Source organism: Catenovulum maritimum (assembly GCF_001050375.1).
In the GTDB taxonomy this organism is placed as follows: Bacteria; Pseudomonadota; Gammaproteobacteria; order Enterobacterales; family Alteromonadaceae; genus Catenovulum; species Catenovulum maritimum.
Genome location: NZ_KQ130491.1, coordinates 42,880 through 64,029, shown reverse-complemented (window position 1 = coordinate 64,029; position 21,150 = coordinate 42,880). Strand labels below are relative to the sequence as shown.

Here is a 21,150-nt window from a genome sequence, read left to right as displayed (position 1 = left end):
AATTTTGATTCACTACGCAAACAACTAATTATTGCTTAAACAGACTATCGCTTTACTCGCATATTCAAGTCGATTGAGTATAATGACCAGACAAACCCAATAATAATTTTCAGTAATAGGGATAACATGTTAGAACAACTCCTGATTCTCCTTGTCAGCTTAGCTACCCTTGTATGGAGCGCAGACAAATTTGTATTTGGTGCAGCGGCTTTCGCTAGAAATCTGGGATTGTCCCCTTTAATAATCGGCTTAACTATTGTCGCTATGGGTTCTTCAGCCCCTGAAATGATGGTTGCAGCGACTGCATCAATTGATGGCAAAATAGACACAGCGATTGGCAATGTTATTGGTTCAAACATTACAAACATCACCCTAGTTTTAGGCTTTACCGCATTATTAAAACCTATGCTCGTTGGTTCAATGACCATTCGTAGAGAGTTACCTATCATTTTAGCAACCTCCTCCGTTGCAGTATTTTTCTTATATGACCTTAATTTTGAACGCTGGGAAGGCATAGCTTTGTTGGTTTTATTTGTGTTAACCATCGGCTATTTAACGGTTTCTTCAGTCGCTAAAGCTAAATCGGGTGAGAAAGATTTATTCGATGAAGAAGTCTCAGACGATGTACCCGAAGGTGTAGCGACTTCTAAGGCAATTATGTGGTTGGTAGTCGGTTTAGCATTATTACTCATTAGCTCTGAATTTTTAGTTGGTTCAGCGGTAGAAATTGCTAAATTTTTCGGTTTAAGTGATCTCATTATCGGTTTAACCATAATTGCGATTGGTACATCTTTACCCGAATTAGCAGCATCAATCGCGGGTATTCTGAAAAATGAAGATGATTTAGCACTTGGTAGCATAGTTGGCTCAAATATATTCAATGCCTTAGCGGTTTTATGTATCCCAGCATTAATTGCACCTGGCGCTATCGACCCATCAGCAGTCACAAGAGATAGCTGGATTATGCTAGGTGTGACGGTTTTACTCATTTTAATGGCAATTGGTATTAAAGGCCCAAGAAGCATTAATCGGGTAGAAGGCGGCGTTTTATTATTTAGCTTTATCGCGTACCAGTATTTATTATTTGGAATGGCTACATCGGCATGACACAAAGTGTAGATTTTACTCTGTCCGCAAAAAAAGTATTTGCGACCGAGATTCAAGCCGTAGAAAAATTAAACGAGAGTTTAGATGCCTCGTTTAATCAAGCTTGTCAGTTATTATTAAACTGCACTGGAAAAATAGTTGTTATCGGGATCGGAAAATCAGGTCATATAGGTAGAAAAATAGCTGCGACTTTAGCCAGCACTGGTTCTCCGGCATTTTTTGTGCATCCAGCTGAAGCTTGCCATGGCGACTTAGGCATGATTAGCGAGCAGGATATCATTCTAACCTTATCCAATTCTGGGGAAAGTACAGAAATACTAACTATAGTACCAGTTATAAAACGCATCGGTGCCAAGCTCATTTCTATCACCAGCAACCCAGAATCCAATATAGCTCAATATAGTGATATCCATATTAAAGTCGCTGTTGATAAAGAAGCTTGCCCACTTGGCTTAGCTCCGACAGCGAGCACAACCGCAGCCTTAGTTATGGGGGATGCAATTGCGGTGTCATTATTAGAAGCAAGAAAATTTAGCGCTCAAGATTTTGCAGTGTCACACCCTTTGGGTAATTTAGGTAGAAAATTACTCCTAAAAGTATCCGACTTAATGCATGCGGGAGACAAGGTACCAATTATCCAACAAACAGCAAACATTGCTGATACCTTAATTGAAATATCAAATAAAGGTATGGGTTTCGTTAGTGTCGTTGATGACAATAATACTTTAGTGGGCATTTTCACTGATGGTGACTTACGCCGAGTACTGACAAAAAAAGTTGATATTCATGACACCGAAATCAAAGCCGTTATGACGAAAGGTGCAACCACTATTGAGCCCAACCTATTGGCAGCTGAAGCATTACAGTTAATGGAAAGCAAAAAAATAAATGCTTTAGTGGTCTTGGACAAAAACCAACAACCGGTCGGTGCAATCAATATGCATGACCTCTTAAATGCAAAAATACTATGATATTTAATTCAATTTACGGACCTGTCGCTCATCCTGTAGCTGACAAATTTAAACAAACTAAGTTGCTCATTTGCGATATCGATGGCGTGTTTAGTGATGGTCGAATTTACCTAGGTAACCAAGGTGAAGAACTAAAAGCATTTCATACTAGAGATGGGTTTGGTATCAAAGCCATAATCAATGCCGATATTCAGGTTGCAGTTATCACTGGCAGAAAATCTAAAATTGTCGAAACACGTATGCAGAGCTTAGGGATTCAGCACATTTATCAAGGCCAAGAAGATAAAATACTTGCCTACGAGAAACTGTTGTCTGAGCTTCAACTAACAGATAGCCAAGTCGCTTATATTGGTGACGATATGCCAGACTATACAGTAATGCAACGTGTTGGTTTAGCGATTGGCGTTGCTGATTCGCACCCTATAATATTGCAAACATCTGATTATCAAACTAGGTGCAAAGGTGGTTTTGGTGCCGTTAGAGAAGTCTGCGATATCATGCTAGAAACCCGCGGTATCTTAAGCTCAGCTCAAGGTATGAGTGTATGAGTCGGCTGATATTTTCAATATTCGTTATTTGCTTTATTAGTTATAAACTATGGCAAAATTGGGATAGTGAAAAAATCAGCAAAACAGAAAGCCAAAGTGCTTACGCGCCGGATTATCAAATTGAAGGTCTAAGCCAAACGATATTTACCACAGATGGACAAATAAAAACTAAACTAACAGCCGAAAATTTTGAACACTATGAAGAGCTTGAATTCACATTTATTAAGCAGCCCAGTTATACTTTATTTGGTTCAAACAAAGATTCAAACTGGATGATTAGTGCAAAAGAAAGTAGTGTCCACGACAACTTATATTTAGAATTAGTGGGTGATGTTAAGGTCGAGTCTGTCACAAAAAATAACTGGCTAAACCAAATCGAAATGGATCAGATAAACATGAATCTAAACACCCGTGTTTTATCTACCGACACCCAAATAACAGGCTCAGGTAAAGCAATTGAATTTACCGGAAAGGGTCTTAAAGCCAATTTAAACACACAAGAATTTGAGTTCACGGATAATGTACAGACGAAATATTTGGTCAATTAATTTAACCCTAGTTTTATGCTTTTGCTTTAGCCAATTTGCTTACAGCCTAGAAACCGACTTTGGCAAAAACATCATAATAGATGCTAATCAGCAAAAATTAGATTTAAAAAATAATACTCTAACTTTCCTCGGCAAAGTTGAAATATCTCAAGGCAGCTTAAAAATGACTGCGGATAAACTTGAGGTAATTAAAAATGAGTCCGAAAATAATCAGCAAGAATTGCTAATCGCGACAGGACAGCCGGCGTTATACACACAGACGCTCGAATCTGGTGAAGTTCTAACAGCACAAGCTTTAGAAATTCGATATTTAGTTGCAGAAAAGCTCCTTACGCTAAAAGGCGAAGCTAAAATCACGCAAAAAGATAGCTTAGTGAATGGTGATAAAATAGAGTATGACTTAACTAAGCAAAAACTAGTTGCTTCATCGAACAAGCAGTCTGGGAATAAAGTTAGAACCGTATTAACCCCTAAAAGCGAACAATAAATGCCTAAGTTAATAGCCAAAAATTTAGCTAAATCGTATAAAAAACGCCAAGTTGTTAAAAGTGTCTCATTAGAAGTTGAATCTGGCAGTATTGTCGGTTTACTCGGCCCAAACGGTGCAGGTAAAACGACAACCTTTTATATGATAGTTGGTTTAGTTGAAAATGATGCAGGTCAAATCCAACTGGATGACACTGATATAAGCTATTACCCTATGCACGAGAGAGCTCGCGCTGGTGTTGGATATTTACCTCAAGAGTCTTCTATTTTTAGAAAATTAACAGTCACTCAAAATATTTTCTCGATTCTTGAAATGAGGACTGATTTAAATAATCAACAAAGACATGACAAGCTAAACGAGCTATTAGACGAGTTTCATATCCAGCATATCAAAGATAGCTTAGGTATGGCGCTCTCGGGTGGTGAAAGACGTCGGGTTGAAATTGCTAGGGCGCTGGCTGCAGACCCTAAATTTATCTTACTAGATGAACCCTTTGCTGGTGTTGACCCGATATCTGTTATTGATATCAAAAGAATCATCACTCATCTTAAAAATAGAGGGCTAGGTGTATTAATTACCGATCATAATGTAAGAGAAACTTTGGATGTCTGCGAAAAAGCGTATATAGTAAGTCAAGGGCAACTTATTGCCTCCGGCACACCAGATGAAGTTTTAAACAACCAGCAAGTACGCGACGTGTACTTGGGCGAACAATTTAAATTATAACGATTTGTTTAATTAATGAAGCAATCCATACAGCTAAAATTTGGTCAGCATTTAACAATGACCCCACAATTGCAACAAGCGATTCGCTTGCTGCAATTATCATCTTTAGATCTTCAAGTTGAAATACAAGAAGCTTTAGACAGCAACCCTTTACTAGAAGCAGAAGAAATTAAAGAAGATCACGACTCACTAGATGCAATGGCAAAAAAAGAGCAAGAATTTGAATCTTTAAATGCCAGTTCAAATGCTGATGATAATGAAGATTACCAAGTCCCAGATAGCCATGATGAGTTGGTCAAAAACGAAATTTCAGAGCAATTACCAACAGACTCAAGCTGGGACGATCATGTTTCAAACGTAGCAACCCCCTCTTCTTCATCTTCTTCTGTTTCTTCCGATGACGACTTTGTTTATCAAGGTGAAACCATTGAAAGCATTCGCGATCACCTAATCTGGCAAATGGAATTAACCCCATTCACGCCATTAGATCGCGCAATTGCCACAAGCATAATAGAAGCAGTTGATGATTCAGGTTACTTAACTGTGTCGGCAGAAGAAATTTTAGAAAGTGTAGGGGTTGATGAGCTCGAGCTAGATGAAGTTGAAGCAGTGCTAAAACGCATCCAAGTATTTGACCCAGTTGGTGTTGCTTGTCGTAACACACAAGAGTGCCTGTTAATACAGCTAAACCAATTTTCAGATGATACACCTTGGTTAAAAGAAACTAAATTAGTCATCAAGAACCATATAGATTTACTGGGTAATCGTGATTACCGAACTTTAGCGAGAAAAACTCGACTAAAAGAAGATGCATTAAAAGAAGTAATGACCCTTATCCAAAGCCTAAATCCAAGGCCAGGGAATGCGGTTGTTGCATCAGAAGCTCAGTATATAGTGCCTGATGTTTCGGTAAAAAAAATAAAAGATCAGTGGGTAGTCGAGCTAAATCCAGAAAGTGTGCCTAAACTTAGTATAAATGCACAATATGCCGCGCTTAGTAAAACATCGAAAAACACGGCTGATACTCAGTTTATTCGCTCTAACATGCAAGAAGCGAAATGGTTTATAAAAAGTTTAGAAAGTAGAAATGACACCTTACTCAAAGTTGCTAACTGCATAGTTAAACAGCAACAGGGATTTTTTGAATATGGTGATGAAGCAATGAAGCCTATGGTTTTAAATGATGTGGCTGAAGAAGTAGAAATGCATGAGTCAACTATATCTCGTGTAACAACACAAAAATACATGCATACGCCTCGTGGTATTTTTGAGCTTAAATACTTTTTCTCTAGCCATGTCAGCACAGAGAACGGTGGCGAATGCTCCTCAACAGCAATTCGTGCACTGATTAAAAAGCTGGTTTCAGCAGAAAATCCAGCAAAACCGTTGAGCGATAGTAAGATAGCAGATTTGTTAGCAGACCAAGGTATTCAAGTGGCTCGTCGAACCATTGCGAAATATCGTGAATCGCTTTCAATTCCGCCTTCTAACCAACGTAAAAGCCTGTTATAGGGCATAACTAAATGAAGGAATAGCCTATATGCAAATTAATCTAACTGGTCGTCATATCGATGTTACTGATTCTTTAAAAGAATACGTAGACACTAAATTTTCTAAACTAGAGAGACACTTTGACCACATCAACAATGTATATGTCATCCTTAACGTTGAAAAACTGAATCAAATAGCAGAGGCGACATTGCATTTAAAAGGCGGTGAAGTATTTGCAAATGCCGAGCATACAGACATGTATGCGGCAATAGATAGCTTAATTGATAAGCTTGATAGACAAGTCATTAAACATAAAGAAAAGCTCAAAAGCCATTAATGAATATCAATCAATTATTAACTCAAGACTGCACTTTATGTGCAGTCTCTATTTCAAGCAAAAAACGACTTATAGAAATTATTAGCCATACTGCTGCTGAAATACTACAAGATATCCCAGAACAGGATATTTTAGACGCCTTATTACATAGAGAGCGTTTAGGTAGTACAGGTATAGGTAATGGTATTGCACTACCTCATGGTAGATTGCTAAATACAGATAAAACCATAGCGATTTTCTTAACCACAGATGAACCTATAAATTTTGATGCTATAGACAATAAACCTGTGAGCATTTTCTTTGCGTTATTGGTACCAGATAACGAATGTAATAATCATTTAAAATCACTGGCCGCTGTCGCAGAAAAACTATCTGATAAAGCAGTTCTTAAAAAGATAAAATCAGCACAAAATAGTACAGAATTATATCAAGCGATAACGGAATAAAATCATGCTACAACTTGTTATATTATCAGGCCGATCTGGTTCGGGTAAATCAACAGCACTAGATCAGTTAGAAGACGCAGGATTTTACTGTGTTGATAATATACCAATTCAATTATTACCATTCTTGCCTGACGCCTTGAAAGGCAAATATACTCGCATCGCATTAAATCTAGATATTAGAAACTTTAGTGACTGGCAAAATGATTTAGCACAAATAATTGAGCAGTTAAAAGCCGTTGCTGATGTAGTCGTTGTCTACATGGATTCTAGCAACCAAACTTTATTAAAACGCTATTCCGAAACCAGGCGTGTACACCCTTTGTCTTTGATGACGGCTGGATTAAGTTTAGAAGAAGCCATTCTTGAAGAAGATCATTTACTTAGACCTATTCGTGAAATTAGCGATCTGTATATAGATACGAGCGAATCCAGCATTCACGATTTAAATAAGCTCATTACCAATAAAGTACTCAACAAAAAAGCAGGCCAACTAAAACTTGTTTTCCAATCTTTTGGATTCAAATACGGTATACCATCCGACGCAGATTATGTTTTTGATGTCAGGTTTTTACCAAATCCTCATTGGGATGAAAGCCTCAGACCTTTAACTGGTCTAGATAAACCAGTACAAGAGTTTTTAAAAGGTCACAAAGAAGTCGGCCAGGTTATCAATCAAATTAGTGATAATATTGAATCTTGGTTGCCGTATTTAGAACAAAATAATAGAAGTTATGTGACTGTCGCCATAGGCTGTACCGGTGGTAAGCATAGATCAGTTTACATTACCGAAATGCTGGGCTTCCACTTCGCTAAGCTCCATTCAGATGTTGCCATTATTCACCGCGAGCAAGCTAAACACTAAAATGCCCATTATAAAAAAAACATTACTAATCAAGAATAAGTTAGGTTTACATGCTCGAGCGGCTACCCAACTTGTACAGCTGTCGCAAAATTTTTCAAGCAAAGTCGTCATCACTTACGGAGAAAAGTCAGCAAACGCAAATAGCGTAATGGCATTGCTAATGTTGGCGGGTGCGACGGGTAACCAAGTCGAAGTCAGCTGTGAAGGCGAAGATGCAGAACAAGCCTTAATCGCTGTAGAAGAATTGTTTAATGCCAAGTTTAACGAAGAAAGCATTTAGTATTCTTACTTCAAAGACACAATAAATTCATAGCCTTATCTAAAATCTGCGTTAAAATAAACACCAGAAGACACACAATAAACATTTTTATCTGTTTTATTTCAATAAATACGAGTTAGCATGCCTGAAGCATACGAACAAACACTTAATCGTGGCACATTAAACGAACTTACATTGGCGCTCAGCCGAGGTATGTTTGTGCAAGTTCGAAATGTTTTACACAATATGCCGGCTTGTGACGTCGCACATTTATTAGAATCTTCACCGGGTAAAACCCGTATACTATTTTGGGATCTGATAGATACTGAATTTCACGGCGAAATTTTAGAAGAACTAAGCGACGACGTACGAAATAGTATAATCCATCAAATGATGCCTGAAGCTGTTGCTGAAGCAACAGAAGGCATGGATACAGATGATTTAGCGGACGTATTAAGAAACTTACCCGACCAGCTTTATCAAGAAGTTTTACAAGCATTAGATAGCCAAGATAGACACAGAGCTGAAGCCGCACTTGCATACGAAGAGTATTCCGCTGGCTCAGTAATGAACACAGATACGGTCACAATTAGACCCAACGTCAGTGTTGAAGTTGTACTGCGTTATTTAAGAATGCGCTCAGAAATACCGAAAACGACAGATACCCTATACATAGTCGATGAGCAAGATGTGTTAATTGGCGAAGTTAGTTTGACTGCACTCGTAACCTCTCAACCTGAAGTCATTATTTCAGAGTTAATGAATACAGACATAGTCCCAATTCCAGCGACTATGCCCGAAAGCGAAGCTGCGATTTTATTTGAACGCCATAACTGGATATCAGCTCCTGTCGTTAACGAAGAGAATCACTTACTCGGGCGAATTACGATTGATGACATGGTTGATATCATCAGAGAAGATGCCGAGCACTCTATGATGAGTATGGCGGGTTTAGATGATGAAGAGGATACTTTTGCCCCTGTTGTAAAGAGTACTCAAAAACGTTCCATTTGGTTAGGCGTAAATTTATTAACCGCACTACTCGCGGCTATGGTCTCAAATTTATTTGAAGATGTTTTAGGCCAACTTGCCGTATTAGCAATTTTAAACACCATAGTTCCTAGTATGGGTGGTGTCGCTGGTAATCAAACCTTAACACTTGTTATTCGAGCTATGGCGCTTGGTCATGTCTCTCCTAGTAATACCCGCAGTTTAATGATTAAAGAATTAACTGTCGGTATTTTAAACGGTATAATTTGGTCTGTGCTTATTGCCAGTGTCGTCGGTTTATGGAAACAAGATTTATACTTAGCGATTGTTATCGCCTTCGCTATGTTGATGAATATGATAGCAGCAGGTATATCTGGAGTAGCAGTGCCGCTGATATTGAAAAAATTCAAGATAGATCCTGCACTTGCAGGTAGTGTTATCTTAACTACAGTGACGGATATTGTTGGTATATTTGCCTTCTTAGGCACGGCATCTTGGTTATTGATGTAAGTAACCTGAGCTCAGGTTAAGTATTTATTTGCAATAAATCAGTGATTAAATGGGCTTAATTTAAACAAGCCCATGTTCTAGCTAAATTTTGTCTGGCCTTTAATCTAAAGCCGGATTAATTAATTACCCGCCACCTGCATTTCGCTAATTAATACCGAACCTGATTGAATGCTGCCTTTAGGATCTATGTCATCACCAATCGCTACTATGCTACTAAACATATCAGATAGTTTTCCGGCAATAGTAATTTCATGTACTGGGTATTGAATAATGCCTTTCTCTACCCAAAAACCTGCAGCACCTCTTGAATAATCGCCAGTGACAACATTTACGCCTTGGCCCATCATTTCTGTGACTAACAAACCTGTATCGAGTTTTTGTAGCATTTGTTGAAAACTGCCACCACCAGCACCCACCAACCAATTATGGATACCACCAGCATGGCCTGTCGTTTGTAGACCCATTTTATTTGCAGAGTAACTAGTCAATAACCAAGTATTCAACACACCGTTTTCAACTATATTGCGTTTCTGTGTCGCGACCCCTTCCGAATCAAATGCTCGGCTCGATAATCCTTGCGGAATCAAAGGATCTTCAACAATATTTAGCCAATCAGGAAAAACTTGGGTGTTTAATGAATCAAGCAAAAAAGTCGCTTTACGGTATAAGTTGCCACCACTAATACCAGCAATAAAGTGACCAAATAAACTACTTGCTATTTCACTGTTAAATAACACAGGTACTTTCATCGTCGATAACTGACGAGCATTTAAACGTGCAACCGACTCAGCCGCAGCACGCTTACCAACTACATCTGCGGATTCTAGGTTATTAGCCACTCGCGATACCGTATAAGCATAATCACGCTGCATATCTTCTCCCAGACCAGCGATTAAGGCGCAGCTTAAGCTGTGTCTAGAGCTAGGGTAAGCAGCAATCAAGCCAGTTGAGTTACCATATACTTTAAAACCAGTATGCGAAGAAAAAGAAGCCCCATCACTATTTTGAATTCGCTCATCAGCTTCTAATCCCGCTTTTTCACAATCCAACGTCATTTTTATCGCTTGGTCTGTGTTGATATTTGACGGGTGGTATAAATCAAGATCGGGCACAGTCTTAATCATCAAGTCAGGATCAGCAATCCCGCTAAACGGATCTTCAGATGTGTATTTAGCTATATTACAAGCCGCTTCAACTGTCTTTTTTAACGCTTCTGGAGATAAATCAGAAGTAGAGGCTGTGCCTTTCCTTTGACCAAACCAAACCGCAATGCCTAAAGCACCGCCGTAATCATACTCAACAGTTTCAACTTCTTGCATGCGACAACCGACACTAATGCCCTGTTGCTTAGACATAGACACTTCTGATGCTGTCGCACCTAATTTTTTAGCTAACGCAACAGCTTCGCTGACGGCTTGCTCAACTTGATTTATTTCTTCAATCATAACCTAGTACACTAAATACAATTTCCTTTAGTTAGTGTAACATAGTCTGATTTTTCGCTGACATTAAAATCAGCTAAAATCACATAGCAGTATAGATTTCGCTATAATTAACTAAATCACAAGTAACAGCAGCAATAATTATGACAAAGCAATGGCAAGATCCAGTTGATCCGAACGAAGAAATTATTTACGTCAGTAAATCAGAGTTAAAACGAGATGCTGAAGAAGCTCAAGAAATTGGTGAAGCAATACTCAAACTTTCACCCGTTAATATCAAAAAAATCCCAATGGATGACGAGCTTCAAAAAGCCATTGATCATGCGATTAAAGTTAAAGGCAAGCACATAGCCTATAAAAGACAGACTCAATATATTGGTAAGCTGATGCGTTACCGTGATTTAGAAGAGTTTAAAATCGCTTTAGCTAAAATTGAAAATCAACACCTTGCGAGCAATCAACACTTTCATAAATTGGAGCAATATCGTGATCAAATAATTGAAAATGGTGATAGTGCGATTAACAAAATTATTGAAGCACACCCAGAGTCAGATTTTGATCGCAGCCAACTACGTCAGTTGATGCGCCAAGCACAAAAAGAAAAAAAACAAGACAAGCCACCTAAATACTCACGTCAAATTTTCCAGTATTTAAAACAGGTTATTCCGCAAAAATAACAACTGAAGAGTAACTATGGCTAGCTTTACTTAACTTAGCCATAGTTATCTTGCGTTTGCGCACTTAAACACCAAAATAGACATAAAACAATATTTTGGAATTAGCTTATGCGCCTTGCCCTATCCTCTTTCATTCTTTTATTTTTAACTGCCTGTGCCACGACAACACCACCTAAAATATCATATTCTGGTGAATACATTTGGGATGGACAACAGCAAACGTTAAAGCTTACAACCAATGGTTCACTAACTGGCGGGCATACTGGCTGGACGGTTCCAACCCAAATAAAAAACCTCATAATAGCTAAAGACGTCAGAGTTCAAGGTCGTTTTAACGTTTTTCATAGTATGGAAATTAAAGGCGAAGACAAATACACCTCTGTCATTTACGGCACTCCAATTACCCGTTACAACAAGAAAAATAACGGCTGTGGGTTATGTAAATCAGCCGTACTTGCAAAGGGTAATATCACAGTAAAAATCACCAATTTAACTTCTCTAGATCCTTATGCATTCCATTTCACAGGGCGAGACAAAGCCAAACTGATAATTGATTCGGTTAGAGCAATAGATGCCAGAGGTGGGCACCAAAATAATAGTGACGGCGTTTCAGCCGCTGACGGCACTATCGTCCGCAATAGCTACTTTGAAACCGCCGATGATATCATTAAGGTTTATGCCGACATTAGCGTCGAAAACACTGTGATAAAAATGATTGGTAATACCCTGCCTATCCAATTTGGCTGGGGAAGCTATGGCAACAATGCAACCGCAACTTTTAAAAATGTCTTAATCATAGGTAATCAGGGTAGGACGAATACAGGCAATGCCATTATAGATGCAAGGAAAGGCAGATATACCAAAAACCTGTACTTTAACAATGTCAGTATTTTAAACCCAACAGCATCGTTAATGAATTTATGGAATGAGGGCCAGCAAGCACCTGCAGGTGTTGCAAACATTACAATTCAAGACTCGACTATTCAAGTCAAGTCGCTCGCAAACAGAAAGAACATGCTAGCTAATATAGAAATTTGCGGCCAAACAGTTGATATAAATAGCAGGCAGAATACTTGGAACTGCGGTAGCGCTAGCTTAACACCAGATTCAATCAGTTCAGATTAAAGAAAGAACTCACTGCTAATTGCATCTGTTAAATACCAAGCATCTGGAGACTTAATATACGTTAGCCCATCTGTATGTTGAAATATCTGTAGTACATAAGCAGATTCATAGTTTGCAAACCAAAAGCTAACCACCTTGTTTGGGTAACTCTGTTTTAGTTGCTCAAGCAAAACTTCATTCGTGACTAAATCGCCTGCTAATTGCTGCCACAGATTAATAACGTCAGAGATTTGCTGATCAGTATACTCGCTTTGCGGCAAGCTTCTCCAACCACGGCCAACACGCTCCACTGAAATATTAGGAAAGTCGGCACTTAGAACGACTTCTGCGACAGGCAGGAGGTTTTTACTTTGTTCCGGTGAGACTTTATTGATTAATTTATTGTGCACACCATTAAAAATTAAAATCATAAAGAGGCTGGCAAAAATGAGTACGTTATTCCAACCTTTGCGACTCAGTCTTATCATTTTAGAGCTCTAACCTTTCAATTCAAAAATTTTAGGTATAAAAAAACCCGGATAGACCGGGTTTTTTAAAATTAAAATCGATTACTTGATTTTAGCTTCTTTAAAAACAACGTGCTTACGTACTTTTGGATCAAATTTTTTGATCTCAAATTTACCAGGCATGTTTTTTTTGTTCTTGTCGGTAGTGTAGAAATAACCAGTACCGGCAGTAGAAACCAATCGGATTTTATCGCGCATCTTAGGCTTCCTTAAATTTTGATACCGCGTGAGCGGATATCAGCTAAAACTGCATCAATACCGTTTTTATCAACGATACGCATACCTTTGGTTGATATACGAAGTTTTACAAAACGGTTCTCACTCGCAACCCAAAAACGGTGCGATTGTAAATTTGGTAAAAAACGACGTTTAGTCGCATTTTTAGCGTGTGAACGGTGGTTACCGACTACAGGCTTTTTACCAGTTACTTGGCATACTTTAGACATTGCTGTGTCTCCAAATACTTCCATTCTTAAGCTTGCTGACTCAAGAATAAATTCGTTTGCGTACCCTGATTCAAGAGGGCGCAATTTATACAGTAAAGCACTTACCTAGTCAATATTTTTATCAAAAATATGCTTAATTCTAACTGAATATTGAAAAAAGCTTACAATAACCCTCTTTCAGCGAACGAGACCACTTGACCATCACCAATAATAAAATGATCTAACACATTAACATCAATTAAAGATAAAGCTTGTTTTAGCCGAATCGTAATGGCCCTATCAGCTTGGCTAGGCTCAGCAATACCAGAAGGGTGGTTATGTGCAAAAATTACCGCCGCAGCTTTCTTATGCAAGCATTTTTCAACCACAACTCTAGGGTAAACAGCAGCGCCATCTATCGTCCCATAAAATAAAGTTTCAAATTGAATAAGCCGGTTTTGGTTATCTAAATACAAACAAGCAAAGGCTTCATTAGTTTGGTCTCTCAGCTCTGCTGTTAAATACTGTCGACACGCATCCACAGAGTCAAAAACATTTTCTTTGACTAGAGTTTCGCTTAAAAACCGCTTAGTCATTTCGACGCAAGCTTGAAGTTGGCAAAATTTAGCTTCCCCTAACCCTCTAGCGTGACAAAAATGGGTTAAATCAGCGCCTAGAATGCCCCGTAAGCTGCCAAAATCAATTAGGAGTTGTCTTGCTAGCTCTATCGCCGATTGCCCTGATACGCCGGTTCTAAGAAAGATAGCTAACAGCTCTGAGTCAGACAAAGATTTAGCGCCTTGGCGTAATAACTTTTCTCTAGGCCGTTCAAATAAAGGGAGGTCTTTAATATTCATTTTTCATCCTTGAATAATTCACAGTTCAAACTAAATAGCAGAGTATTTGAGTTCAGTTTAGTCCAGTTGCCCTCAATTTAAAGTAATTCAAATTCAACTTGTGAAAAAGGCACAGGTAAAAGTTCGATTCTCTACATTGCAGTCAATATCAAACCAATTTATACTCAGCCAAACTAAGCCCCACTTCATTCGCTATATTTAGCTAGGTTTAATGGAAGTAAGTACTTATTTAAAACTCTAAACATGGAGAACTGTTTTGCTCACAAATAAGAAAATTTTACTTGGAATCTCTGGCGGTATTGCAGCCTATAAATGCGCTGAATTAACCAGAAGATTAACTGAGCGAGGCGCTCAAGTTAGAGTCGTAATGACCGAAGGTGCAAAAGCCTTTATCACACAATTAACCATGCAAGCTGTGTCGGGTAATCCGGTCTCAGATAGTTTATTAGATCCAGCAGCAGAAGCAGCTATGGGTCATATAGAATTAGCAAAATGGGCTGACCTGATTTTAATTGCGCCGGCATCGGCAGATATTATCGCTCGCATCGCCAATGGTATGGCGAATGATTTACTTGCCACACTTTGTTTAGCTAGCGCAGCGCCAATCATTTTATGCCCGGCAATGAACCAGCAAATGTGGGCTTCTCCAGCAACCCAAAGAAATATAGAAACCTTACATAAAGATGGTCGATTCACTTTAGGTCCAGCGCATGGCGAACAAGCTTGTGGCGATGTTGGTGCTGGCAGAATGCTAGAACCAATGCAAATCATTAATTTATTGCCGAGCTTCTTTTTACCTCAAGTACTAGCGAATAAAAATATAACGATAACCGCAGGTCCAACCCGAGAAGCAATCGATCCAGTTCGTTATATCTCAAATCACAGCTCAGGGAAAATGGGCTACGCACTCGCGCAAGCCGCTCAGTGGCTAGGTGCTAAAGTTAACTTAATTAGTGGACCGACCTCACTTGAAACACCGGGCGGCATTACCAAAATAAGTATTTCTGATGCAGAACAAATGTTACAGGCTGCGCAAGAGTACACTCAAAACTGCGATATTTTTATTAGCTGCGCCGCTGTAGCGGATTACAAAATGAAGCAGGTCGCACCGCAGAAAATGAAAAAAACATCTGATGAATTAACGTTAGAGCTAGAACGGAATCCCGATATTTTAGCAAGTATCGCTAGCTTGGCTCAAAAACCTTTTTGCGTGGGCTTCGCTGCAGAAACTCAGAACTTAGCACATTATGCGAAAGACAAGATGCAGCGCAAAAATTTAGACATGATAATCGCAAATGATGTTTCAAACCAAGCCATTGGCTTCAATAGTAATGACAATGCTGTGACTGTATTTTGGCCAAAGGGGTCAGTTGAAATAGAGCAAACCGACAAACAAAATTTAGCCATACATTTATTGCAACTAATCGCGGCTCAATACGAAGAAAAATAAAGCCAACTCTTTTAAAATCTAAACTAGACTATAAGTATTATGACAACTAGAAAACGTTCAAACCGAAAGCAAGAAATCCTCCAAGCCTTGGCCACTATGTTAGAAAATAACCCGGGCGAAAGAATTACGACGGCTAAACTAGCAGAAGCCGTAGGCGTAACTGAAGCCGCGCTATACCGCCACTTCCCCAGCAAGGCAAGAATGTTTGAAGGTTTATTAGATTTTGTCGAAGAAACCTTATTCTCTCGAATCAATAAAATTCTTGAAGAAGATAAAATGTCGGCAAGCAGAAGTCTTAAAATAGCTCAATTAGTCTTGCTATTTGCCGAAAAAAACCCAGGCATTTCAAGAATGATTAGTGGCGAAGCACTTATGGGCGAACAATTACGTTTAAGAACTCGAGTCACCAGCTTATTTGAAAAAATAGAAACGCAATTCAAACAAGTTTTGCGCGAAAGACCTATGCGTGAAGGAAAAGATTTGGTTTCTGACGACAATGTTATCGCAAACTTGCTAACAAGCTGGATTGAAGGACAAATAAGACAATTTGTTCGATCAGACTTTAAGCATTTACCGTCTCAACATTTGGCTAAACAATGGCAATTATTTCACCGCGCATTATTCAGTTAATCGCCCAAGCAAAAAAAGATGTAGTAACTCATCTAAGTATATTGAGTCTTGCTTGTATTGTTAGTTGCAGCAAAGCTCCGCCAACCGAGGTACTGCATCAAATCCATACAGACAATGGTGCCTATGCATCAGCGTTATCACAAGCTGGCTTATATGCAGCTGTGAGCACTCAAAATGGCGTGCTCTTTTGGGACACAGAAAAAAACTTAACTAAATATGTCTGGAACCATAAATTCAAACAAAATAGCCAAATTCATCTAGTAGAAATTAGCCATGATAGTCAGGCTGTCTTAACTGCAGACAGGCAAAATTTCGCAATATGGAATATCAATACGGGTGCGAATAAAGGCTTTTATAGTATCGATGAATCTAGCATCACTTCTGCCAAAATCAGCAATCAAGGCAGATTTGTCGCATTAGGTTTACTGAACGGTAAAGTGATTCACATCAATGTAGAAACAGGGCGAAGAATAGAATTTTTAGGCCACACTGATCGTATCACTCAAATAGCTATGTCTGCCAATGGTGCTTATGTTTTAAGTGGTGGTTATGAGGGCATGGCTTATTTATGGAATAGTAAAACGGGGCAAGTAAGAAACAAGTTCACTCACACAGGCCGGATCAGCCAAGTTGCATTAGATAATCAAGCTAGGTATGCATTTACGGCAAATAGCATGAATCAATCTTGGCTCTGGGACCTCACCACTGGCAAAAAAATAACCGAATTAAACTACCCCGTTCGACAGCAAATTTTTAGCTCTGTTGTATTTTCAAATAATGGTGAATGGCTTGCGACTGGCGCACCAAATCAAAAAGTTAAGCTATGGTCAGTCAAATCAGGCGAACTATTAGCCGAGTGGCCATTTGAAGCAGATAGCTCAACTGCGAGTGTATTAGATTTTGCTTTTAGTTTGGATGATAACTTCTTAAGTGCGGAAACTAGCTTTGGGATTTTGCAAAAATGGCAAATCCAAGGCTACCTAGCCAAACCATAGCTAAGGGATAAGATTTACTTACACAAGGACAAGCAAGCATCTAGCTAGATTTATGCGATGTAACCACTAAACAACACTAATTAATATCATTTAGTGGTTTATCTTTAACTGGAATAAGACGTTAAAAAATCAATGGATGGGGCAAAAAATGCAGCTCCAGTTTCAGCTTCGGTATAATTTAATAAATGGTCATAGTGGCCATTCTCGCCAACCAACATACTTTCTAACATCAAATTAAAAGCCGTTGGCGTATGACAACAAGACACAAAAAATAAGCCTTGTATTTTCATCGTGCCATAAGGCATGCTTTGACGTAGTATTTCAATTGAATTACCTGCTTCATCTTTTAAGCTGGTTCTTTTGGTATGGGCAAAATCAGCTTTATCTTTACTTGGGTACTCAACATCATCAGCCTTAGTTCGGCCGATAATATCTTCCTGCTCTACCACAGGTAGTTCTTTCCATAAATCTAGTTTATGCCGATAGCGCTGTATATGGATATAACTGCCGCCGATAAACTTTTCGTCGTCATCTTTGACGATAGCAACATCACGGCGTCGACCACCATGTGGATTTTCTGTACCATCGACAAATCCAGTTAAATCTCGACCATCGAGAAAACGAAAACCTTTCACTTGCTCAGCTAAGCGGACACTATCGCCGAACAAATCACAAATCTGGCTACCGACCAAATGATTAACATCTGCACGGTCTGAACGAATGTGGACAAATAAATCATAAGGGGTATTGGGTGCATGATGGATTGCATCAGGAATTTCAGGGAAGTCGACGAGCAACTTAGGTCTTGCATCTGGATAAAGCTGATCCCAATAATTGGCACCAACCGCAACAAAAGCGCTTAATTCAGACTCTGAATATTCATTGTCATAGCGAGTAATCATTTTGTGGAATCCAGCCAAATGATGGCGGATATCTTCTTCAACACCATCAACGGCATTAAATAATAAATATAAACTGTGCAAGTTTGCTTCAGCTAAAATTCCACGCTGATAACGCGACATAAATGACCTACCCTCAAATTAAATCTACTAAACACTATACTAAATAATATTAAAATTGCGAATTTCAGCGTAACATTATATAAGTTAAAGGGTATAGAAATTGAATGCATTGAATATTCACATGCGAAACTCATGTAAAATACTCTCAAATAATATAAATATTCTGTTTTCAGATGAACTATAAGCCGTAACTTAGTTTATTAACATTGATCGACACAGTTATAAAAAGGTAGGTTATGTACAAAGGTTTTGTAAATTCATTATTATTCTTATCCACTTTCGTTTGTTGTTCTGCTTCAGCGGTCGGTTGGCATCATGGCTTTGCAATTGGTTTATCCAAATACCAAGCCTCTTCAGATATTCAATTTTATGACCAAACACAAGCGAGTAACCAATCACTTAGTGCCGAATTAACTGCTGAGACAAGTGCTCAACTCATGCATACTTTAGTTGGTTTTGAAGGTTACTCAATTTCAAGTGATTGGGCCTTTAGCTACGCACTAGAACAGTTTAAAGTTACGGATACAGCAACCGCGAATAACTCGACCTATGCAATAGAGTTAAAGGGCTTAAGCGCAGAAATGGATGCGGGCTTGGCAATTATTAAGTTCAGAAATGGCTTAAGGCTCTATGGTTTAGCTGGCGTAAGATACCTTACCCATAAATTTGACACTAAAATAAACCTAGTTGAACAAGCACAGTTAAAAGCGGACCAATTCCAACTATATACCGGCTTAAGATTAGACATGCCGTTATATAAATCACTTGTGCTGCATATTAAAGCTGACACAGCAATTGCCGATAATACTTATAGTCGATTGTCTGCAGGATTAAATTATAGGTTATCAAGAAACTTAAGTTTAGTGACAGAAGCGGAACTGGGTAATCTAGAACTGACTTCAGGTAAAGATGGCCAAACTGATTACTACAATTATGATGGCGATCTCAACAAGTTATCGATTAAAGCTGTCTATATTTGGTAATTCGATATTACTCGAATAACGAGAAGTAATTATCACAAGCAGAAGGAAATGTGGAAACGGCTTCAAAATTGAGTGTTCTGCTGTTACTATCTGTTAACAAAGCAAGGATGAAAAATGCTAGCTAAGCTTATTACCTATCAGATATTGGCTGTTAGGCGTTGTTAATTAAAAAAAGAAGTCAATTAGTCTGATGTTGCTAGATAGCAAACCCAAAAATAACAAAAACAATCAAGATGATCGGTTTTCAAAAATTCCGACTATGGCGAGTGCCATCTCAAAAAAAATCACATCCTTTAGAGAAAACTACCGTAAGCTAGTTGATGAAGCAGCCATATTTTTTGAAAGCTATCAGGATCAATACAAAAGCTTAAAGAAATTAAAAGCCAATATAAAAGCCTATCAAGATCAGATCGACATAATCGAAAATTACCGAAAAGAAAAAGGTAAATTACCCAAGATTAAAGACCAACCGTCAACCGATAGATATTTACGACGTTTGTCTAGCCTACAAGCTAAATTAGAAGATGACCTACACACACTAGAAACGGCGATGCAGCATAGCCGAAATCAAAGATATGAGATGTTAGATCACCTCACAGATCAAATTCTAGATTTACTCGATGGTCAAAGAATTTTCAGCCAATTATTGGGCACAATTGCGCTGTCCTCGCCTTCACCTGAAGACAAAGTTAGACACGTCAGAAACGAAAAATATAAACCTATCTATATTACCGCATTAACCATAGCACTATTTGAAGAAGCAAGGCACCATAGCCAATTTCAAACGCCCTACATAAAAAATAGAATTGGAAAATTATTTCAATCTAAAGAAGCATTTAGCTTAATGGCTGAAAAAGGCATGCAAGCTGAGCATAGCAAAAGCTTGAAAAAGCCTATGCCTGCTGAGTTAAAAATGGCGTACCGAGAAGAAGTTCTAAAACCGATAGCGAAAGCAGCATTACTTCAATCTATTGGCAGCCACAGCCCAGAGGTGAATGCAATTTTTGATGGGGATAGATACCGTCAATTAGATAACGAAGAAAGAACTCAGCTCATCAATACCATTAACAGCAAAACATTAGATTACATCAAGCTAGGTATTGGTATTCCAAATATGCGGTTTGATACCAAAGAAGCCAGAGCAAAATTTATCAAAGAAGAAAAAGAGAAAGTGCTGTTTATGTTAGAAACGTTAAGAAGTCTTAACTCACCTAAACATGAACTTGGCGACTTAATCAGAATACCTATGGTATATAGCTCTATCTTGCTTTCCACCAAAGAAGAGTTTGATTACCAGCAAGTTTACCAAGCCTACGACATAATAGAGCAAGGAAAAACCAATAATCAGTACAACAATGAGTACGTCAGCTTATTTTTGAACATGGTTGGTCGTTTCCCACTAGGCTCTGGAATTTATTTTATCCAACAAGAAACAGGGGAAATCGAAAGAGCGATTGTCTCCTCACTCTACCCTGCCGATATTAATGAGCCTATCTGTAAACAAATCACTCGGCGCCAGCTGCAATTTTTAACCCAAGCTGAAGTCATAGTTTCGAGTAATAGCAATTTGTTCTTTAAAGAAACTCGTCATACTTGCCATTATGATGTTAGCTATTTTAATAGCCGATTCCACAATGAATTTACTTGGAACGCAACTGAGCTGTGGGAAGTACAAATTCCAGCCATAGACTTTTGGAAAAAAGATGGCAGCCGCAAATACAACGGCGTCTATAACAAAGATATATTTTTATAACTC

25 protein-coding genes are annotated in these 21,150 nt (G+C 38.6%); 19 read left to right on the top strand and 6 right to left on the bottom strand.

Features of this window, described 5'->3' with window-relative positions:
* Positions 1-126: 126 nt before the first annotated feature.
* The 12 genes from XM47_RS11115 to mgtE all read left to right on the top strand — a co-directional run bounded on the left by XM47_RS11115 (position 127) and on the right by mgtE (position 9,282).
* Complete coding sequence (locus tag XM47_RS11115) at positions 127-1,107, top strand: calcium/sodium antiporter (RefSeq protein WP_048692509.1); 981 nt, start codon at positions 127-129, stop codon at positions 1,105-1,107.
* The gene (locus tag XM47_RS11110; protein WP_048692508.1) at positions 1,104-2,078 is read left to right on the top strand and encodes a KpsF/GutQ family sugar-phosphate isomerase; all 975 of its coding nucleotides are present in this window, start codon (positions 1,104-1,106) and stop codon (positions 2,076-2,078) included. Before XM47_RS11115 ends, XM47_RS11110 begins: the two co-directional genes overlap by 4 nt.
* Positions 2,075-2,626: a 3-deoxy-manno-octulosonate-8-phosphatase KdsC gene (kdsC, locus tag XM47_RS11105; RefSeq protein ID WP_048692506.1), complete on the top strand. Its 552-nt coding sequence runs from the start codon at positions 2,075-2,077 to the stop codon at positions 2,624-2,626. Before XM47_RS11110 ends, kdsC begins: the two co-directional genes overlap by 4 nt.
* On the top strand, positions 2,623-3,174 hold the full coding sequence (gene lptC / locus XM47_RS11100) for an LPS export ABC transporter periplasmic protein LptC (RefSeq protein ID WP_048692505.1): 552 nt from the start codon (positions 2,623-2,625) through the stop codon (positions 3,172-3,174). Before kdsC ends, lptC begins: the two co-directional genes overlap by 4 nt.
* On the top strand, positions 3,146-3,661 hold the full coding sequence (gene lptA, locus XM47_RS11095) for a lipopolysaccharide transport periplasmic protein LptA (RefSeq protein WP_048692503.1): 516 nt from the start codon (positions 3,146-3,148) through the stop codon (positions 3,659-3,661). The genes lptC and lptA overlap by 29 nt, the downstream gene beginning before the upstream one ends.
* Entirely contained in the window at positions 3,662-4,387 is a 726-nt protein-coding gene (gene lptB / locus XM47_RS11090) for an LPS export ABC transporter ATP-binding protein (RefSeq protein WP_048692501.1), read from the top strand.
* 15 nt (positions 4,388-4,402) lie between these two features.
* Positions 4,403-5,899 carry an RNA polymerase factor sigma-54 gene (locus tag XM47_RS11085; protein ID WP_048692499.1) on the top strand — a complete coding sequence of 499 codons (1,497 nt, stop codon included), beginning with the start codon at positions 4,403-4,405 and terminating at the stop codon, positions 5,897-5,899.
* A 28-nt stretch (positions 5,900-5,927) separates the two neighbouring features.
* Positions 5,928-6,215: a ribosome hibernation promoting factor gene (gene hpf / locus XM47_RS11080; RefSeq protein ID WP_048692498.1), complete on the top strand. Its 288-nt coding sequence runs from the start codon at positions 5,928-5,930 to the stop codon at positions 6,213-6,215.
* Positions 6,215-6,661, top strand: a complete 447-nt coding sequence (ptsN, locus tag XM47_RS11075; protein WP_048692497.1) for a PTS IIA-like nitrogen regulatory protein PtsN — start codon at positions 6,215-6,217, stop codon at positions 6,659-6,661. The genes hpf and ptsN overlap by 1 nt, the downstream gene beginning before the upstream one ends.
* A 4-nt stretch (positions 6,662-6,665) precedes the next feature.
* Positions 6,666-7,523 carry an RNase adapter RapZ gene (gene rapZ, locus XM47_RS11070; protein WP_048692495.1) on the top strand — a complete coding sequence of 286 codons (858 nt, stop codon included), beginning with the start codon at positions 6,666-6,668 and terminating at the stop codon, positions 7,521-7,523.
* A gap of 1 nt (position 7,524) precedes the next feature.
* Positions 7,525-7,803 carry an HPr family phosphocarrier protein gene (locus tag XM47_RS11065; protein WP_048692493.1) on the top strand — a complete coding sequence of 93 codons (279 nt, stop codon included), beginning with the start codon at positions 7,525-7,527 and terminating at the stop codon, positions 7,801-7,803.
* A 120-nt stretch (positions 7,804-7,923) separates the two neighbouring features.
* Positions 7,924-9,282 (top strand): magnesium transporter, encoded by a 1,359-nt coding sequence (mgtE, locus tag XM47_RS11060; protein WP_048692491.1) that lies wholly within the window; start codon positions 7,924-7,926, stop codon positions 9,280-9,282.
* Positions 9,283-9,401: 119 nt separating this feature from the next.
* Here mgtE and pmbA read toward each other — a convergent pair whose 3' ends face one another.
* Entirely contained in the window at positions 9,402-10,727 is a 1,326-nt protein-coding gene (gene pmbA, locus XM47_RS11055; RefSeq protein WP_048692490.1) for a metalloprotease PmbA, read from the bottom strand.
* Positions 10,728-10,867: 140 nt separating this feature from the next.
* Between pmbA and yjgA the strand changes: the two genes are divergently transcribed.
* Positions 10,868-11,401, top strand: a complete 534-nt coding sequence (yjgA, locus tag XM47_RS11050) for a ribosome biogenesis factor YjgA (protein ID WP_048692488.1) — start codon at positions 10,868-10,870, stop codon at positions 11,399-11,401.
* A 108-nt stretch (positions 11,402-11,509) separates the two neighbouring features.
* Positions 11,510-12,526 (top strand): hypothetical protein, encoded by a 1,017-nt coding sequence (locus XM47_RS11045; protein WP_048692487.1) that lies wholly within the window; start codon positions 11,510-11,512, stop codon positions 12,524-12,526.
* Here the strand turns inward: XM47_RS11045 and XM47_RS11040 are convergent.
* From XM47_RS11040 to radC, 4 genes are all read right to left on the bottom strand, one after another.
* Positions 12,523-12,993 carry a hypothetical protein gene (locus XM47_RS11040; RefSeq protein WP_048692485.1) on the bottom strand — a complete coding sequence of 157 codons (471 nt, stop codon included), beginning with the start codon at positions 12,991-12,993 and terminating at the stop codon, positions 12,523-12,525. The two genes, XM47_RS11045 and XM47_RS11040, sit on opposite strands and share 4 nt — an antisense overlap.
* Positions 12,994-13,074: 81 nt before the next feature.
* Entirely contained in the window at positions 13,075-13,230 is a 156-nt protein-coding gene (gene rpmG / locus XM47_RS11035; protein ID WP_048692483.1) for a 50S ribosomal protein L33, read from the bottom strand.
* Positions 13,231-13,241: 11 nt separating this feature from the next.
* The gene (gene rpmB, locus XM47_RS11030; protein WP_048692625.1) at positions 13,242-13,478 is read right to left on the bottom strand and encodes a 50S ribosomal protein L28; all 237 of its coding nucleotides are present in this window, start codon (positions 13,476-13,478) and stop codon (positions 13,242-13,244) included.
* A 161-nt stretch (positions 13,479-13,639) separates the two neighbouring features.
* Positions 13,640-14,314: a RadC family protein gene (gene radC / locus XM47_RS11025; protein ID WP_048692482.1), complete on the bottom strand. Its 675-nt coding sequence runs from the start codon at positions 14,312-14,314 to the stop codon at positions 13,640-13,642.
* Between the two features lie 256 nt (positions 14,315-14,570).
* On the opposite strand from radC, the gene coaBC reads away from it, so the two are divergent.
* From coaBC to XM47_RS11010, 3 genes are read left to right on the top strand one after another with little or no spacing between them, the layout of a single operon-like run.
* Positions 14,571-15,764 carry a bifunctional phosphopantothenoylcysteine decarboxylase/phosphopantothenate--cysteine ligase CoaBC gene (coaBC, locus tag XM47_RS11020; RefSeq protein ID WP_048692480.1) on the top strand — a complete coding sequence of 398 codons (1,194 nt, stop codon included), beginning with the start codon at positions 14,571-14,573 and terminating at the stop codon, positions 15,762-15,764.
* A 39-nt stretch (positions 15,765-15,803) separates the two neighbouring features.
* Positions 15,804-16,394 carry a nucleoid occlusion factor SlmA gene (gene slmA / locus XM47_RS11015; RefSeq protein ID WP_048692478.1) on the top strand — a complete coding sequence of 197 codons (591 nt, stop codon included), beginning with the start codon at positions 15,804-15,806 and terminating at the stop codon, positions 16,392-16,394.
* A complete protein-coding gene (locus tag XM47_RS11010) occupies positions 16,361-17,389 on the top strand; it encodes a WD40 repeat domain-containing protein (RefSeq protein ID WP_048692477.1) in 1,029 nt (342 codons plus the stop codon). The genes slmA and XM47_RS11010 overlap by 34 nt, the downstream gene beginning before the upstream one ends.
* Before the next feature lie 104 nt (positions 17,390-17,493).
* Here the strand turns inward: XM47_RS11010 and XM47_RS11005 are convergent, their stop codons facing one another.
* A complete protein-coding gene (locus XM47_RS11005) occupies positions 17,494-18,411 on the bottom strand; it encodes a Dyp-type peroxidase (RefSeq protein ID WP_048692476.1) in 918 nt (305 codons plus the stop codon).
* A gap of 236 nt (positions 18,412-18,647) precedes the next feature.
* On the opposite strand from XM47_RS11005, the gene XM47_RS11000 reads away from it, so the two are divergent.
* Positions 18,648-19,394: an outer membrane beta-barrel protein gene (locus XM47_RS11000; protein WP_048692475.1), complete on the top strand. Its 747-nt coding sequence runs from the start codon at positions 18,648-18,650 to the stop codon at positions 19,392-19,394.
* A 190-nt stretch (positions 19,395-19,584) separates the two neighbouring features.
* Positions 19,585-21,147, top strand: a complete 1,563-nt coding sequence (locus XM47_RS10995; RefSeq protein WP_048692473.1) for a hypothetical protein — start codon at positions 19,585-19,587, stop codon at positions 21,145-21,147.
* Positions 21,148-21,150 lie beyond the last annotated feature (3 nt).